The following is a 15,063-nucleotide window of genomic DNA, read 5'->3' as shown; positions in this document are numbered from 1 at the left end:
CTACTGTGCAGCCGAGCATGGCTCGGCTCTACACCGGACGGCGTCGTCACCTGATTCCGGTTAGGCTCGGGCATCCCCTGCCCCGGAATGTCCCATGCGCGTGATCGCCGCAGCCCTGCTTGCCTGCCTTCCGTTGTCCGCTCTCGCTGCGCCAACCTACGGGCCACGTCTGGAGGGGTTCGATTACGGCTATCCGGTGAAGACCTTTGCGCTGGAATCGCAGCGCCAGCCGCTGGAAATGGCCTATCTGGATGTCGCGCCGAAGAAGAAGCCGATCGGCGTAGTGGTGCTGCTGCATGGCAAGAACTTCTGCGCAGCGACCTGGAAGGAGACGATCAAGCCGCTGGTGGCTGCAGGCTACCGGGTGATCGCGCCGGACCAGGTGGGGTTCTGCAAATCGAGCAAGCCCGAGCGCTACCAGTATTCCTTCGGACAGTTGGCCGACAACACCCATGCGTTGCTGCTGCAGCTGCAGCTGGGTGACGTGCCGGTGCATGTGGTCGGTCATTCGATGGGCGGCATGCTGGCCATCCGCTATGCGCTGATGTATCCGCAGGAGATGCGCAGTCTGTCGCTGGTCAATCCGATCGGGCTGGAAGACTGGAAGGCACTGGGCGTGCCTTGGCGCAGCGTGGATGCGTGGTATGCCGGCGAGATGAACATCAGCTATGACAGCATCCGCCGCTACCAGCTGGACGTGTACTACGACGGCAAGTGGAAGCCGGCGTACGAACCGTGGGCGCGCATGCAGTCGGGTATGTACGAAGGCCCGGGCAAGCAGCAGGTCGCCTGGAGCCAGGCGTTGACTTCGGACATGGTGTTCAACCAACCCGTCGTCCATGAACTGAAGAATCTGCAGGTACCGACCACGTTGTTCATCGGCCAGAAGGACCGCACAGCGATCGGTCGTGACCAGGCATCGCCCGAACTGAAGGCCACGCTGGGCAATTACCCGGCGCTGGGCAAGGCGGCAGCGGCGGCGATTGCAGGCTCGACCCTGGTCGAGTTCGCAGCACTGGGTCATTCGCCGCAGGTGCAGGATCCGAAGCAGTTCAATGCGGCGTTGTTGAAAGCGCTCAAAGCGCGTTGAGCCTTCGGCTCGTCACGAACTGCAGCCGAGGATGGGCTCGGCTGTACACACGCCCTTGGTAGAGCCAGGCCATGCCTGGCTGCTGTGCGTCGATCAGCCGCTCAACCCACGATCCGCAGCACGTCATCCAGCAGTGCCGCTGCGGTGACTTCCGCACCCGCGCCCGGCCCCTGGATCAACAGCGGCTGCACGCGATAGCGATCGCTGTGGATGGCCACGCGGTTGTCGGTGCCCGCGCCCTGCGCCAGCGGATGGTCGGCCGCCAGCTCGCGCAGGCCCACCTGCGCACCCTCGCCATCCACACGTCCGACAAAACGCAGCACCCGCCCGTTCGCGCGCGCCTGCTGCCAACGCGCCTGCAGCGGTGCGTCCAGCTGCTCCAGCGCATTCACTGCATCTTCCAGCGGCAACGCCGCCAGCGTATCCGGCACCAGTGAATCGACCTGCACCTGCGAGGCATCCAGCGCCAAGCCGCTGCTGCGGGCGAGGATCAACAACTTGCGGCGAACATCCTCGCCGGAGAGATCCAGTCGCGGGTCCGGCTCGGTGTAGCCAGCCGCCAGCGCTTCACGCACCGCCGCCGAGAACGGCGACTGGCCGTCATATCGATTGAACAGCCACGCCAGCGAGCCGGACAGCACGCCCTCGATGGCATGGATGTGGTCGCCACCGGCAACCAGCGCACGCAGGCTGCTGAGCAACGGCAGGCCCGCGCCGACGGTGGCACTGTCGCCGTAGCGCGCACCGCTGTCGGCGCAACGGTCGGCGATCGCCTGCGCGCGCGACAGCTGTGCACCACGGCCGAGCTTGTTGGCGGTCACCACGTGCACGCCGCGCGCCAACCACTGCACGTGGCGCGCCGCTACGTCTTCGCTGGCGGTGGCATCGACCACCACGTCACCACGCTCCAGCCCTTCGGCGCTGGCCCAGGGCGGCGAGCTCTGCCCATCGCGCGGCGCACGGCGTGCCAGTTCCAGCGGCAACGCCAGATCGCGGTCGATCGCCAGCGCCGTGCGTGAATTGGCCAGCCACTGCACGCTGGGCAACTCCAGCCCACGTGCCTGCAGCGCCTGGTAGCGCTGTACGAAGGCCGAACCGACAGTGCCGGTTCCAAGCAGTGCCAAGCGGCCGGTGCCCAGCAGCGGAATCTCGACAGGCAAAGCACTCATGCGTCGGCCACCTGTTTGCCGCGTGCCACCGCGTCGATCACCGCCTCGGCGCGCGCCAATGCGCCGCCCAGATCCGCCAGCAGATCGCGCTCGCCTTCGATACCGACCGACAGCCGCAGCAGGCCTTCGCTGATGCCCGCAGCGGTGCGTGCTTCGGCCGTCATCGCCGCATGGGTCATGGTTGCCGGGTGCGCGATCAGGCTCTCAACGCCCCCCAGCGACTCGGCCAGCGTGAAGTAACGCAGGCCATCGACAAATGCACGCACAGCAGCATGCGGATCGTCACCGGCACAGCTGGCCAGTTCGAAGGACAACATCGCGCCGAAACCAGTCTGCTGCCGGGCGGCAACGGCATGGCCCGGATGATCGGCCAGGCCCGGATAGTAGACCTTGGCCACCGCCGGATGCGCATCAAGCAGTGCCACGATCGCAGCGGTGTTTTCCTGATGCGCGCGCAGGCGCGCATCCAGCGTGCGCAGGCCGCGCAGGGTCAGGAACGCGTCGAACGGCGAACCGGTAAGACCCAGTGCGTTGCCCCACCACACCAGCTGTTCGTGCACGGCAGGATCGCGGGCAATCACCGCACCGCCGACCACGTCGCTGTGGCCATTGATGTACTTGGTGGTGGAGTGCAGCACCACGTCCGCACCGAACGACAGCGGTTGCTGCAATGCCGGCGACAGGAACGTGTTGTCGACCACCACCAATGCACCGGCCTTGTGCGCGGCGTCGATCACGAAGCGCAGATCGGTGATGCGCAGCAACGGGTTGGACGGCGTTTCGACCAGTACCAGCTTCGGCTGCGTGGCCAGCGCCTGGGCCAGCGCGCGCGGGTCGGTCAGGTCGGCGGTGACCAGTTCGAAATGGCCCTTCTTCGCCAACGCGTTGAACAGGCGCCAGCTGCCGCCGTACGCATCATGTGGCACCACCAGGGTGTCGCCGGGCTGCAGCAGTGCGTTCAGCACCAGGTTGATCGCGCCCATGCCGGTGGCAGTGACCACGCCGCCAGCGCCGCCTTCCAGTTCGGCCAGCGCCTCGCCCAGCAGGTCGCGCGTGGGATTGCCACTGCGGGTGTAATCGTACTGGCGCTTGTTGCCGAAGCCTTCAAAGCTGAAATTCGACGACAGCACGATCGGCGGCGTGACCGCGCCATGGGCGGTGTCCCGATCGATGCCGGCGCGGACGGCGGCGGTGGTGCGACAACAGGACGGTTCAGCGGCGTGCAGGCTCATGCGGACTCTCCAGAAGTGCGGAAGGCGGTGGCGAGGATCGCGTCGATGCGATCGGTTTCTTTCAGGAAGGCGTCGTGACCGTAGGGCGAGCGCAGCACGCGCAGGCTGCCGCGCGGGCCCAGTCCCTCGACCAGGCCGACCAGGTCGGCAAGCGGAACCAGGCGATCGCCTTCAACGGCAACCACCACGGTCGGCGGCAGGATCGCGCTCGGGTCCACGCGGTGCAGGTCGATCGACTCGGACAGGCGCAGGTAGGCATTGACCGGCGTGCGCGCCACGTACTGCGCGCCAGCGGCGTCGAGGTAATCTTCGGCGGCGACTCGGACGCGGCCATTGACCACTTCCGGTGCTGCGTCGAAGCGCTCGCCGAATTCTTCCGGCGTGCGATAGCTGAGCATTGCGAACTGACGGGCCAGTGCCAGACCGTGGTCTTCGCCACACTGCAGCTGGCCCAGCGCCACGGCACGGCGCTGCAGCGCACGCCAGGCGGCGGCATACGGATGCGGGCGGTGTGCGCCGCTGACCAGCACCAGCTGGCGTACCCGGGCACGGTGCCGGATCGCCAACTGCTGGCCGACCAGCGCACCATACGAATAGCCGACGAACGCCTTCAGCGCGCGGATGCCGAGGTGATCCAGCAGCAGTGCCAGCGCATCGGCCTGGTCAGCGGTATCGATCGGCACATCCAGCGCGCCGTCGGCACCGATGAAATCGAACGCGAGCACGCGCAGCTGCTGCGGGTCCAGTGCGCGACCGCTGCCGACCAGGCCTTCGGCCCAGCCCTTTTCGGTGAACTGCGCATTGGAGGCCACATGGCGGTGCGCGGAAATGCCGCCGGCCAGCACCACCACCGGTGCATTGACCGGACCGACCCACTCATAGCGCAGGCGTACCGGGCAAGGGCCGGCATGACGCATCGACAGCACGGCGGCGAACTCGCCGCGATCGGCGTGCACGCGGTCATCGACCGGCACGCTGACGGGGACAAAGGGTTCGGGGCGAAGCACGGTGCTGGTGGCGAAGCTCATGGCGGGTTCCGGTAGGGAAATCGGCCATCGAGCCTTCGCGGGGCTCGCGTTCGAAATGCACGTTGTGTGCAGGTTCGAACCATCTTTCGGTGGACGCCACGGTCCCCGCAGGATTTGGCACCTACGCAGGCGCTTTCGCGTCTGCGGGCTGCCCCGGCTTCAAAGGGCCTGTCCCTCTGCCGGTCTCGATGGTGGAGCCACGATGCCAGTCCTTTCCGGGCATGTCAATCCCTTCATGCGGATAAAGAGATGAATGAGTGCAGAGACCCCTACCCTTCCCCCTTCCCGACAGCTTGCGTAGAGTCCCCGCGGTCTATGTCGCTGGAGCCATCGATGCGCCGCTTGCCCCTGTCCTGCCTCTTGCTGCCCCTGTTGGCGAGCGCCTCCGCGAATGCCGCCGACTGGCGCCAGGGCTGGGGATTGGCAGACCGCAAGCCGGCCAGCGACGCCGCCGCAGGCAACGGTACCCCCGCTCCCCAGGTGGGACTGCGCCTGCAGTCGCTGGGCGACCAGTGGCAGGCACGGATCGACAATCCGATGTCCGGCCCGGTGCAGATCGAGCTGCGCGCGGCCCCCGGCACGCAGGTGGACGGCCTGCCGCTGCAATCACTGGTGCAGGCCACCGGAAGTCTGGTGGTGGGCCACCTTGCCTCCCCTTCCAGCGGCAAGGCACTGGACCTTCGCCTGCAGTCGGTGCCGGGCAATCCGGCCGCGCACGCCGAAGACGTCGCCTATCGCCTGCCGTTCGAGGCTGCTCAGCTACGTGTGGACCAGGCGCCGCAGGGCCGGTTCAGCCACGATGACGAGGAGAACCGCGACGCCATCGACTTTGCCCTGCCCGAAGCAACGCAGGTGCTGGCCGCCCGCGAAGGCACGGTGATGCAGGTCCAGGACGGTTTCCGCGGCAATGGCCTGGACCGTGAACGCGATGCCGGACGCGCCAACTTCGTTCGCATCCTGCACAGCGATGGCAGCATGGCGATGTACGCCCACCTGCAGGCCCGTGGCATGCGGGTCCGGCCCGGCCAAGCCGTGCAGGCTGGCCAGCCGATCGGCCTGTCCGGCAACAGTGGCTACAGCACCGCCCCGCACCTGCACTTCGTGGTGCAGCTCAACCGGGGCATGGGGCTGCGTTCGGTGCCGGTGCGCATCCTCGCCCCGCAGGGCGAATTGCACTTCGCCCGCGAGGGCAGCGGCGACGCCAGCGCCGGGCGCTGACCCGCCGACGCCGGCAGGCCGGTATAATCGGGCGCTTATCTCTTTGAAAAGCGCCCCGTGCGGGCGCCACTGCCATGTCCGAAGTCGCCACCGAAGCGTCGCGTCGCCGCACGTTCGCCATCATTTCCCACCCTGACGCCGGCAAGACCACGCTGACCGAAAAGCTGCTGCTGTTCGGCGGCGCGATCCAGATGGCCGGCTCGGTGAAGGGCCGCAAGGCTGCCCGCCACGCCACCTCGGACTGGATGGCGCTGGAAAAGGAGCGCGGCATCTCCGTCACCTCCTCGGTGATGCAGTTCCCGTACGAAGGCAAGATCATCAACCTGCTCGACACCCCCGGCCACGCCGACTTCGGCGAGGACACCTACCGCGTGCTGACCGCGGTGGACTCGGCGCTGATGGTGATCGACGTGGCCAAGGGTGTGGAAGAGCGCACCATCAAGCTGATGGAAGTGTGCCGCCTGCGCGACACCCCGATCATGACCTTCATCAACAAGCTCGATCGCGAGGGCAAGGAGCCGATCGACCTGCTGGATGAGGTTGAAAGCGTGCTCGGCATCCAGTGCGCACCGGTCACCTGGCCGATCGGCATGGGCCAGCGCCTGAAGGGCGTGGTCCACCTGATCACCGGCGAAGTGCACCTGTACGAACAGGGCCGCAACTTCACCCGTCAGGATTCGACCATCTTCCCGTCGATCGATTCGCCCGGGTTGGCCGAGAAGATCGGCGAGCGCATGCTGGCCGACCTGCGCGATGAACTGGAACTGGTGCAGGGTGCCAGCCACCCGTTCGACCTGCAGGCTTATCGGGCCGGCAAGCAGACCCCGGTGTTCTTCGGTTCGGGCGTGAACAACTTCGGCGTACAGCCGCTGCTGGACTTCTTCGTCGAGCACGCGCCGTCGCCGCAGGCGCGCTCCACCACCGGCCGCGAAGTCGCCCCGCAGGAGCCGAAGCTGACTGGCTTCGTGTTCAAGATCCAGGCCAACATGGATCCGCAGCACCGTGACCGCGTGGCCTTCATGCGCGTCTGCTCGGGCCGGTTCAGTGCCGGCATGAAGACCCTGCACGTGCGCACCGGCAAGGATATGAAGCTGGCGAATGCGCTGACCTTCATGGCCAGCGACCGTGAAATCGCCGCCGAGGCGTGGCCGGGCGATGTCATCGGCATCCACAACCACGGCACCATTTCCATCGGTGACACCTTCACCGAAGGCGAAGCGATCACCTTCACCGGCATCCCCAACTTCGCCCCGGAACTGTTCCGTCGCGCCCGCCTGCGCGATCCGCTCAAGCTCAAGCAGCTGCAGAAGGGCCTGGCACAGCTGTCCGAGGAAGGCGCCACCCAGTTCTTCCGTCCGCTGACCAGCAATGACCTGATCCTGGGTGCGGTGGGCGTGCTGCAGTTCGATGTGGCCGCTTACCGCCTGAAGGACGAATACGGCGTGGAAGCCACCTTCGAGCAGGTCAGCGTGACCACGGCGCGCTGGGTCCACTGCAGCAACGAGAAGAAGCTGGAGGAGTTCCGCGAGAAGAATGCGCTGAACCTGGCCCTCGACGCGGCCGGCCACCTGGTCTACCTGGCGCCGACCCGGGTCAACCTGCAGCTGGCGCAGGAACGTGCGCCGGACGTGCGTTTCTCGGCAACCCGTGAAGCCGCGCATACGGTCACCGGCAACTGATTGCAGCGACCATACGGTGGCGGGGGTGCACGCGCCCGCCATCGCGGCGATGATAGGGGGGTGCGGGTCCCCCTCCCTGCAGACGATGCTCATGCCATGTCCACGACTTCTGTTGCTTCGATCCGTGAAGAAATTGCCAGCGCCCTGACCCACGGGCTGGGTGCGGTGCTTGCCCTGGCCGCCAGCGCGGTGCTGATCACCCTGGCCGCGATCTACGGCGATGGCTGGCAGCTGGCCAGCGCGATCGTGTTCGGCATCGCCCTGCTGCTGCTGTACACCGCCTCCACGCTGTACCACGCCATCCAGCACCCGCAGGCCAAAGGCCGCCTGAAGGTGTTCGACCATTGCGCGATCTATGTGCTGATCGCCGGCACCTATACCCCGTTCACCCTGATCGGCCTGCGCGGCCCCTGGGGCTGGGGCATGTTCACCGCGATCTGGGCGCTGGCGCTCGGTGGCGTGGTGTTCAAGCTGTTCTACACCGGCCGCTTCAAGCTGCTGTCCACGGTGATCTACATCGCCATGGGCTGGCTGGTGGTGGTGGCGATCAAGCCGATGTGGGCCTCGATCGATGGCGGCACCCTGGCCTGGCTGTTCGGCGGCGGCCTGTCCTACACGCTGGGCACCTACTTCTACCACCGTGAATCCATCCCCTATTCGCATGCGATCTGGCATCTGTTCGTGATCGGCGGCAGCGTCTGCCACTTCGTTGCAGTGACCCGACAGGTGCTGTGACCATAGACAGGCGGTAACGCCGGGCCCTGCCCGGCAAGCAGGCGTCCACTCTGCACGCCATGCACATGATCGCTTCGCGCCCCGTCCACCCCGACGGGGCAACCATGGCAGCGTGAATGCTGCCTCTGCTCCTGCTGATCCCAAAGCGTCGCACTGGCGCCTGCGTCGCCCCGGTCCACGCGGGCAGCGCTGGCTCGCCGTGCTGGTGTTCCTGTTCGCGGCGATCCTGATCCTCATCGCCCTGTGGGACTGGAACTGGTTCAAGGGTCCGGTCGAACGTGCGGTGCAGGCCCGTACCGGGCGCGCCCTGCACATCGGCAACCTGGACGTCGACCTCGGCCGCACCACCACCGTGCGTGCCGATACCCTCACCTTCGCCAATGCGCCCTGGGCGAAGCAGCCGAACATGGCCAGCGCCGACCGGGTCGAGATCGACGTGCGCGTGTGGCCACTGCTGCGCGGCAACGTGCAGCTTCCCGAAGTCCGCCTGACCCGCCCTGACGTATTGCTGGAGACGGCGCCGCGCAAAGGTGACCCGGGCAACTGGAATTTCCTCGGCGACAGCAAGGGCGGCACCACGCCGCAGCTCAAGCGCCTGCGCATCGACGATGGCCGCCTGCAGTTCCTCGACGCACTCGGCCGCACCGATATCCTGGTAGACGTGCGCAGCGGCGAACCGAAACGGGCCGACGCCGCACCACCGTTGCTGGTGGCCGGCAAAGGCCGCTGGCGGGGCAATCCCTTCATCCTGAGCGGCGGCACCGAATCGCCGCTTGAGCTGACCGACAGCGCCCATCCCTTCCGCATCCACCTCGATGGCCGCGCCGGCGCCACCCATGCCGTTGCCACCGGCACCTTGACCAACCCGTTCCAGCTGCAGGTGTTCGACCTGCAGTTCGCGCTGAGCGGCAACGACCTGGCCGATCTGTATCCACTGCTGGGCATCGCCATTCCGCCCTCCCCGCCGTATGCCCTGGATGGCCGCCTGAAGCGCGATCACCAGGTGTGGCGCTACGAGCGCTTCACCGGCAAAGTCGGCGACAGTGATCTGGCTGGCGATGTGCAGTTCGACGTCTCCCGGGAACGCCCACGGATGACCGCGAACCTGGTATCGCGTCGTCTCGATTTCGATGACCTTGCCGGCTTCGTCGGCGCGCCGCCGAGGACCGGCGGTGGCGAGACCGCCAATGCAGCGCAGAAGGCCGAGGCTGCGCGCGTGGCCGCCAGCGCGAAGGTGCTGCCAGCCACGCCGTACAACCTCGGCAAGCTGCGTGCGATGGATGCCGATGTGCGCTGGAAGGCTCAACGCATCAATGCACCGAAACTGCCGCTGGACGACATGGATGCGCACCTGCTGCTGGATGACGGTGTGCTGCGGCTGGACCCGCTGAACTTCGGCGTTGCGGGCGGCGACATCCGCAGCACGATCCGCATGGACGCACGTCGCCCGCAGATCGCAACCACCTTCAAGGCCAGCGTGCGCAGTGTGCAGCTGGGTCAGCTGTTCCCCGATGCCAAGCTGGCCGAACAGGCCAAGGGTGGTATCAGCGGTGACATTGATCTGACCGGCACCGGCAACTCGATCGCGGCGATGCTCGGCAGCAGCAGCGGCAACGTGGCGTTGGGCATGGGCCGCGGCCATGTCGGCAATCTGCTGATGGAAGTTGCGGGGCTGGACATCACCGAATCGCTGAAATTCCTGTTCACCGGCGACAGGCAGATTCCGCTGCGCTGCGCCTTCGCCGATTTCGGCGTGCGCGAGGGCCTGATGCATACCCGTGCAATGGCAGTGGACACCACCGATACGATCATCCTTGGCGAGGGCGATGTGAGCCTGCGCGATGAAACACTGGACCTGCTGCTGAAGCCACGGCCGAAGGACAGGAGCATCCTGGTACTGCGCTCGCCGCTACGCATCGGTGGAACCTTCAAGGACCCGTCATTCCGCCCGGACTTCAAGGCGCTGGGTATCCGTGGTGCGGTGGCGTTGACGCTGGGCAGCATCGCGCCACCGGCGGCACTGCTGGCCACCATCGAACTGGGCCCGGGCAAGGATGCCGACTGCGGTGGGCACTACGCGAAGTAGAGCGGGCGTTCGGCGCCTTTGTTGATCTTGGCTTGAGGGTGACGGGTGGCCCAGGCAGGACGCGCCGTGAACCCATCCCTGGGGGCTCGATGGCGCCATCCATGGCGCCAACGGTCCTGCCTGGGCCACCCGTCCCCCTCCCGACAGTTTCCTGCGCGCGCGGAACGGGAGCAGGAATTCAAAGTCAAAAGAAAAAAGCAGAATCAAAAGCAGTGCCAACCGAGGTTGGCATCTACCAAGCCAGATAAGCTGGATCAAATACCCGGCGCATGCGCCGGGCGGGTTGGGCAGGACGCCAAACCCCGGTCTTGCCGTGTGCGCAGGACAGCGCACACGAGCAAGGCGCCATCGAGCCCCCATGGATGGGTTTACGGCGTGTCCTGCACCGCCATGCCCTCCGCCTCATCGCCCATCAGACAGGCGCTGCTTTGGCTTTGGATTTGGCAGTTGCTTAAAAAAGCGGGCCGGCGGGCCGCAGGCCCGCCAGCGACAAACTTACCCCGCCACGATGTACTGCTGCAGCTGATCCAGCTCGCGCCGCTGCGCATCGATCACCGACTTCACCAGGTCACCGATGGAAATCACCCCCAGCACCTGCCCGCCCTCGACCACCGGCAGATGGCGGATGCGGTAATCGGTCACCAGCTGCAGGCAGTGTTCCACCTGCTCACCCGGGGTCACCGTCACTACTTTCGCAGTCATGATCTCCGACACCGCCGTATCACGCGACGAACGATCATGGAGCACGATCTTGCGTGCGTAATCACGCTCGGACAGGATCCCGACCAGTCGTGGTCCGTCCATCACCAGTACCGCACCGATGCCCTTCTGCGCCATCAGCCGGATTGCATCGATCACCGCCGCGCCAGGCGCGACCGCATGCACTTCAGGGGACTTGCCGTCCAACAGTTGCCGTACCGACGTCATCTGCCTGCCCTCCCAGGGTGGGTTGCAGGTCCGAGTCTGCCACGGAAGGGGCCAACCATGCGTCAACCAGGTACAACGGCCGTTGCTTGGATTCCTCGTACAGGCGCCCCAGGTATTCGCCGATCAGCCCCAGAGCGATCAACTGCACGCCCCCCAGGAACAGGATCACCGCCATCATCGTCGGCCACCCGGCCACACGGTCGCCGTACATCGCCGCCTTGGCGATCACCCAGATGGCAAACACAAAGGCCACGCTAGCGGTGGCCAGCCCCATGTAGGTCGCCGCCCGCAGCGGGACCGTCGAGAAACCGGTGATGCCTTCCAGCGCGAAGTTCCACAGCCGCCACAGGCTGAACTTGCTGCTGCCGGCCAGGCGGGCATGCCGGTGATACGGCACCGCTATGCGGCGGAAACCGACCCAGCTGAAGAGCCCCTTCATGAACCGGTGGCGTTCACGCATCTCGCGCAGTGCGCTCAGCGCGCGCGGCGACAACAAACGGAAATCGCCGGTATCGGCCGGAATGGGCGTGCGCGAAAGGCGCCCTATCACCCGGTAGAACATCGACGCGGTCGCACGCTTGCTCCAGCTCTCACCGTCGCGCACCAGACGGGTGCCGTAGACGTTGTCGTAGCCCTCGCGCCAACGCTCGACAAACTGCGGCACCAGTTCCGGCGGGTCCTGGCCATCGGCGTCGAGGATCATCGCCGCGCCTTCGAGCACCTGGTCCAGGCCGGCGGTCAGCGCGGCCTCCTTGCCGAAGTTGCGCGACAGCTTCAGCGCCGATACCCGCGGGTCAGTCTGGGCAAGCGACGTAATCAACGACCAGGTCATGTCACTGCTGCCATCATCCACGTACAGGATGTGCCCATCGATTCCGACCAGGCCATCCAGTACCGCGCACAGCCGCGGATGCAGCTGGGGCAGCGCCAGTTCCTCGTTGTGCGCGGCGATGACGAAAGTAAGGCGTTCGCGAGTCATCGCGCGATTGTACGTGGTTGACGGGCGCGCAGCCCGTCAGTCAACGGCTCCAGGCACTTGCTTGCCGTGCAAATATCAGAGGTACCACCAGCACCGCTCGTGTCCCTCAGTCCTCGGCCAGATACCCCGCTCCACCCAGCTGCCGTGCCTGCCGCTGGATCCACGCCGCACGACGCTGCACGTAGGGGCCGGGCTTGGCCGCGTTGTAGCGGCGCGGCGCCGGCAGCACTGCCGCCAGACGCGCGCTCTCCGCAGGGCTCAACCGCGCGGCGTCCTTGCCCCAGAATGTCTGCGCCGCCGCCTGTGCGCCGTACACGCCGTCGCCGAACTCGGCGATGTTGGCGTACATCTCCAGGATCCGCTGCTTCGGCCAGAAGGCTTCGATCAACACCGTGTACCAGACCTCCAGGCCCTTGCGGATCCAGCTGCGGCCCTGCCACAGGAACAGGTTCTTGGCCACCTGCTGGCTGATCGTGCTGGCCCCGCGCAGGCGCCCGCCCCGCGCGTTGTGGTCGCGCGCCTTTTCAATGGCCTGCAGGTCGAATCCGCTGTGGTCAGGGAAGCGCTGGTCCTCGGCGGCCACCAGCGAAATGGGCAGGCTCGGCGCCATCTGGTCCAGATCCCGCCACTGGTAGTGCAGCCGGTAGGACCAGTCGCCTTCACCCAGTGCCTCGCCGAAACGCCAGACCATCACCGTGGACAGCGGCGGATCGATGAAACGCAGCACCAGCACCTGCAGGCAACTGAAGGCCACGAACAGCACCGGCAGCCACAGCAGCCGCTTCCAGCGCCAGCGACGACGTGGCGCCGTGTCGGCGGCGGCCACTACCTTGTCCTGCTCTCCCCCTGCCCCCATTACTGGTGCATCCTTCTTATGCCTGGTTGTCGGCGCATTATCCGGCAACCATCCCTGTTTCCGCGCGATGTGAGCCGATGACCGCCCAATCCGATTCCCTTATCCGTTTCCTGCTCCCCGACGCCGGTGTCCGTGGCGTCCACGTGCGCCTGCAGGCCACCTGGCAGGACATCCAGTCCCACGGCGAATATCCGGACAGTGCCACCGAACTGCTCGGCGAGGCCTGCGTGGCGTCGGCACTGTTCACCGGCCACACCAAGGTGGACGGCCGCCTGTCGATCCAGCTGCGCAGCAATACCGCGCTGCGCACCCTGTTCGCCGAATGCACCGCTGCCGGCACCCTGCGCGGCATCGTCCAGCTGGCCGAAGGCGGTGACGCCCCCCGCGTCCTGACCGACCTGGGCCAGGACGCCCTGCTGGCCATCACCATCGAGAATCCGGGCCTGGATCCGCGCGAACCGCAGCGTTACCAGAGCCTGGTCGCACTGACCGCACCGGAACTGGATGAAGCATTCGAGGACTACTTCCGCCAGTCCGAGCAGTTGCCGACGCGATTGCTGCTGGCCGCCGGCCGCGACGGCGCTGCCGGCCTGCTGCTGCAGAAGCTGCCGGGCGACGAGGGCGACGACGACGGCTGGGCCCGCGCCAGCGCGCTGTTCGACACCCTGGGCAAGGCGGAGCTGCTGGCCACCCCGGCCGAGGAACTGCTGCACCGGTTGTTCCACGAGGAGAAGGCGGAGCTGGTAGGTGACAAGGCCCTGTCCTTCGCCTGCTCCTGCTCGCGTGAACGAGTCGCCTCGATGCTGTTCTCGCTGGGCGAGGAAGAGGCGCGTGCCGCTGCCGAAGACACCGGTGCGGTGGACGTACGTTGCGAATTCTGCGGACAGGAGTATCACTTTCCGTTGACGGAGTTCGGCATACTGTTCCACGGTGCCAAGGGGGCTGTACCGGCACCTGAACGTCTTCAGTAAAAACGAATGAGTCTTGTATCTGGGGAGGAACAAGGCTTGTTAAGAATTCATAAACACCCTAGGATCGAGTTCCCGCCCCAGCGGGAACTTTCACTGTCCGTCACTGTCTGAACTGGTCCGATGCGTACCTTCCTGCGTCTACCGCTGGCCCTGCTGATCGCCCTTGGCGCGATCACGGGCGTGCATGCGCAGAGCAAGGACACCCGCACCGTGATCCCGGTCTGGAACAAGGGCAGTGGCAAGGTCGAGGCCCTGCTGTACCTGGAGCCGACCGGTGAACAGGCCGTCGGCGCACGCTGGCATTTCGGCCGCAATTCGCTCGATGCAGCGTTCGGCCTGTCCTCGGGCGACTCGCTGGGCCTGTTGTGCAACAGCAGCAGCGGTTCAAGCATCAGCGGACTGGCGAGCCATTGCATGCTGGCCAGCCTGGGCGACGAGGATGACGCCATCGGCTCCAACCGGCGCCTGACCGGCACCGCCGCGCTCAACCGTGGGACCGGCCGCCTGGGAATCACTGCCGGCACCGGTCGCGAGACCCTGCCCGCCTGGCTGGCGACGCCCAGCAAGACCCCCTCGCTGCGCGCCGAACAGAATGACCTGACCGTGTTCGCACAGAAGAACATCGGTCGCGAAGGCTTTGTCTCCATCGCCGGCACGTATGCCAAGGCACGCCTGGTACCCCTGGCGGACGCCTCGCCGGCCATCGTCGACCGCTGGGACAGCAAGAGCCTGAGCCTGGGCGCCGGCTACGGCAATTTCAGTGGCAGCATCATCGGTCGCGTGGTTGACGTTCCCGGCAAGCCCGGCAAATGGGAAGGCCTGGGCATCGGCCTGACCTGGCGCACCCCGTGGTCCGGCCAGCTCACCGTCGGCGCGGAGAACGTCATCAGCCGCGGCAAGAACCCGTTCTCCCCGCGCAACGAAAGCAACGATGACGGCACCGTGCCGTACGTGCGCTACGAGCAGGATCTGTAGCCGCTCATCGACTGGTAACAAGCAGTGTTCAACATCGGGCGCCCTGGGGCGCCCGAATTGTTTCTGGACGCATCTGTCAAGTGCGAAAAGCACTCATCCGTTACAAACGGATACATCA

The 15,063-nt window shown here is 66.3% G+C and carries 13 protein-coding genes and 1 riboswitch; of the genes, 7 read left to right on the top strand and 6 right to left on the bottom strand.

The genetic code is table 11. The features are described 5' to 3' along the window. Positions 1–94 precede the first annotated feature (94 nt). Positions 95–1,090 (top strand): alpha/beta fold hydrolase, encoded by a 996-nt coding sequence (locus ACQ5SA_RS12015; protein WP_230113123.1) that lies wholly within the window; start codon positions 95–97, stop codon positions 1,088–1,090. Between the two features lie 101 nt (positions 1,091–1,191). On the opposite strand, the gene ACQ5SA_RS12010 is transcribed toward ACQ5SA_RS12015, so the two are convergent. Genes ACQ5SA_RS12010 through metX form a run of 3 tightly spaced genes read right to left on the bottom strand, consistent with a single transcriptional unit; the run spans position 1,192 to position 4,519 of the window. After that, positions 1,192–2,259 (bottom strand): homoserine dehydrogenase family protein, encoded by a 1,068-nt coding sequence (locus ACQ5SA_RS12010; protein ID WP_499314351.1) that lies wholly within the window; start codon positions 2,257–2,259, stop codon positions 1,192–1,194. After that, positions 2,256–3,491, bottom strand: coding sequence for an O-succinylhomoserine (thiol)-lyase (locus ACQ5SA_RS12005; RefSeq protein ID WP_499314350.1), 1,236 nt, complete (start codon positions 3,489–3,491; stop codon positions 2,256–2,258). The genes ACQ5SA_RS12010 and ACQ5SA_RS12005 overlap by 4 nt, the downstream gene beginning before the upstream one ends. Next, positions 3,488–4,519, bottom strand: coding sequence for a homoserine O-succinyltransferase MetX (gene metX / locus ACQ5SA_RS12000; protein ID WP_499314349.1), 1,032 nt, complete (start codon positions 4,517–4,519; stop codon positions 3,488–3,490). The genes ACQ5SA_RS12005 and metX overlap by 4 nt, the downstream gene beginning before the upstream one ends. A 76-nt stretch (positions 4,520–4,595) precedes the next feature. Then, positions 4,596–4,714: riboswitch (SAM riboswitch) on the bottom strand. Positions 4,715–4,852: 138 nt separating this feature from the next. Here metX and ACQ5SA_RS11995 point away from each other — a divergent pair. The 4 genes from ACQ5SA_RS11995 to ACQ5SA_RS11980 all read left to right on the top strand — a co-directional run bounded on the left by ACQ5SA_RS11995 (position 4,853) and on the right by ACQ5SA_RS11980 (position 10,237). Next, a complete protein-coding gene (locus tag ACQ5SA_RS11995; protein WP_499314348.1) occupies positions 4,853–5,737 on the top strand; it encodes a M23 family metallopeptidase in 885 nt (294 codons plus the stop codon). A gap of 74 nt (positions 5,738–5,811) precedes the next feature. Further along, positions 5,812–7,416, top strand: coding sequence for a peptide chain release factor 3 (locus ACQ5SA_RS11990; protein WP_108268412.1), 1,605 nt, complete (start codon positions 5,812–5,814; stop codon positions 7,414–7,416). A gap of 96 nt (positions 7,417–7,512) precedes the next feature. Then, the gene (trhA, locus tag ACQ5SA_RS11985; protein ID WP_099818873.1) at positions 7,513–8,151 is read left to right on the top strand and encodes a PAQR family membrane homeostasis protein TrhA; all 639 of its coding nucleotides are present in this window, start codon (positions 7,513–7,515) and stop codon (positions 8,149–8,151) included. A gap of 112 nt (positions 8,152–8,263) precedes the next feature. Next, positions 8,264–10,237 (top strand): AsmA family protein, encoded by a 1,974-nt coding sequence (locus ACQ5SA_RS11980; RefSeq protein WP_499314347.1) that lies wholly within the window; start codon positions 8,264–8,266, stop codon positions 10,235–10,237. Between the two features lie 495 nt (positions 10,238–10,732). Here ACQ5SA_RS11980 and ACQ5SA_RS11975 read toward each other — a convergent pair whose 3' ends face one another. From ACQ5SA_RS11975 to mtgA, 3 genes are all read right to left on the bottom strand, one after another. Further along, positions 10,733–11,164, bottom strand: coding sequence for a CBS domain-containing protein (locus ACQ5SA_RS11975; RefSeq protein ID WP_089236496.1), 432 nt, complete (start codon positions 11,162–11,164; stop codon positions 10,733–10,735). Next, a complete protein-coding gene (locus tag ACQ5SA_RS11970; RefSeq protein ID WP_353098592.1) occupies positions 11,124–12,143 on the bottom strand; it encodes a glycosyltransferase family 2 protein in 1,020 nt (339 codons plus the stop codon). The genes ACQ5SA_RS11975 and ACQ5SA_RS11970 overlap by 41 nt, the downstream gene beginning before the upstream one ends. A 106-nt stretch (positions 12,144–12,249) precedes the next feature. Then, the gene (mtgA, locus tag ACQ5SA_RS11965; protein WP_176019899.1) at positions 12,250–12,999 is read right to left on the bottom strand and encodes a monofunctional biosynthetic peptidoglycan transglycosylase; all 750 of its coding nucleotides are present in this window, start codon (positions 12,997–12,999) and stop codon (positions 12,250–12,252) included. 77 nt (positions 13,000–13,076) lie between these two features. On the opposite strand from mtgA, the gene hslO reads away from it, so the two are divergent. Beyond that, positions 13,077–13,970 carry an Hsp33 family molecular chaperone HslO gene (gene hslO, locus ACQ5SA_RS11960; protein WP_499314346.1) on the top strand — a complete coding sequence of 298 codons (894 nt, stop codon included), beginning with the start codon at positions 13,077–13,079 and terminating at the stop codon, positions 13,968–13,970. Positions 13,971–14,090: 120 nt separating this feature from the next. Continuing rightward, positions 14,091–14,945: an XOO1806 family protein gene (locus ACQ5SA_RS11955; protein ID WP_230113202.1), complete on the top strand. Its 855-nt coding sequence runs from the start codon at positions 14,091–14,093 to the stop codon at positions 14,943–14,945. The last annotated feature ends 118 nt before the right edge of the window (positions 14,946–15,063 follow it).

Source organism: Stenotrophomonas indicatrix (genome assembly GCF_050573115.1).
GTDB lineage: Bacteria > Pseudomonadota > Gammaproteobacteria > Xanthomonadales > Xanthomonadaceae > Stenotrophomonas > Stenotrophomonas lactitubi_A.
Note: the sequence above shows the minus strand (reverse complement) of the source record. Positions and strands in the feature narration are given on the sequence as shown.

Coding starts and splice junctions, on each gene's coding strand:
- ACQ5SA_RS12015 (WP_230113123.1), top strand. CDS start 95: ATGCGCGTGATCGCCGCAGCCCTGCTTGCCTGCCTTCCGTTGTCCGCT.
- ACQ5SA_RS12010 (WP_499314351.1), bottom strand. CDS start 2,259: ATGAGTGCTTTGCCTGTCGAGATTCCGCTGCTGGGCACCGGCCGCTTG.
- ACQ5SA_RS12005 (WP_499314350.1), bottom strand. CDS start 3,491: ATGAGCCTGCACGCCGCTGAACCGTCCTGTTGTCGCACCACCGCCGCC.
- metX (WP_499314349.1), bottom strand. CDS start 4,519: ATGAGCTTCGCCACCAGCACCGTGCTTCGCCCCGAACCCTTTGTCCCC.
- ACQ5SA_RS11995 (WP_499314348.1), top strand. CDS start 4,853: ATGCGCCGCTTGCCCCTGTCCTGCCTCTTGCTGCCCCTGTTGGCGAGC.
- ACQ5SA_RS11990 (WP_108268412.1), top strand. CDS start 5,812: ATGTCCGAAGTCGCCACCGAAGCGTCGCGTCGCCGCACGTTCGCCATC.
- trhA (WP_099818873.1), top strand. CDS start 7,513: ATGTCCACGACTTCTGTTGCTTCGATCCGTGAAGAAATTGCCAGCGCC.
- ACQ5SA_RS11975 (WP_089236496.1), bottom strand. CDS start 11,164: ATGACGTCGGTACGGCAACTGTTGGACGGCAAGTCCCCTGAAGTGCAT.
- ACQ5SA_RS11970 (WP_353098592.1), bottom strand. CDS start 12,143: ATGACTCGCGAACGCCTTACTTTCGTCATCGCCGCGCACAACGAGGAA.
- mtgA (WP_176019899.1), bottom strand. CDS start 12,999: ATGGGGGCAGGGGGAGAGCAGGACAAGGTAGTGGCCGCCGCCGACACG.
- hslO (WP_499314346.1), top strand. CDS start 13,077: ATGACCGCCCAATCCGATTCCCTTATCCGTTTCCTGCTCCCCGACGCC.
- ACQ5SA_RS11955 (WP_230113202.1), top strand. CDS start 14,091: ATGCGTACCTTCCTGCGTCTACCGCTGGCCCTGCTGATCGCCCTTGGC.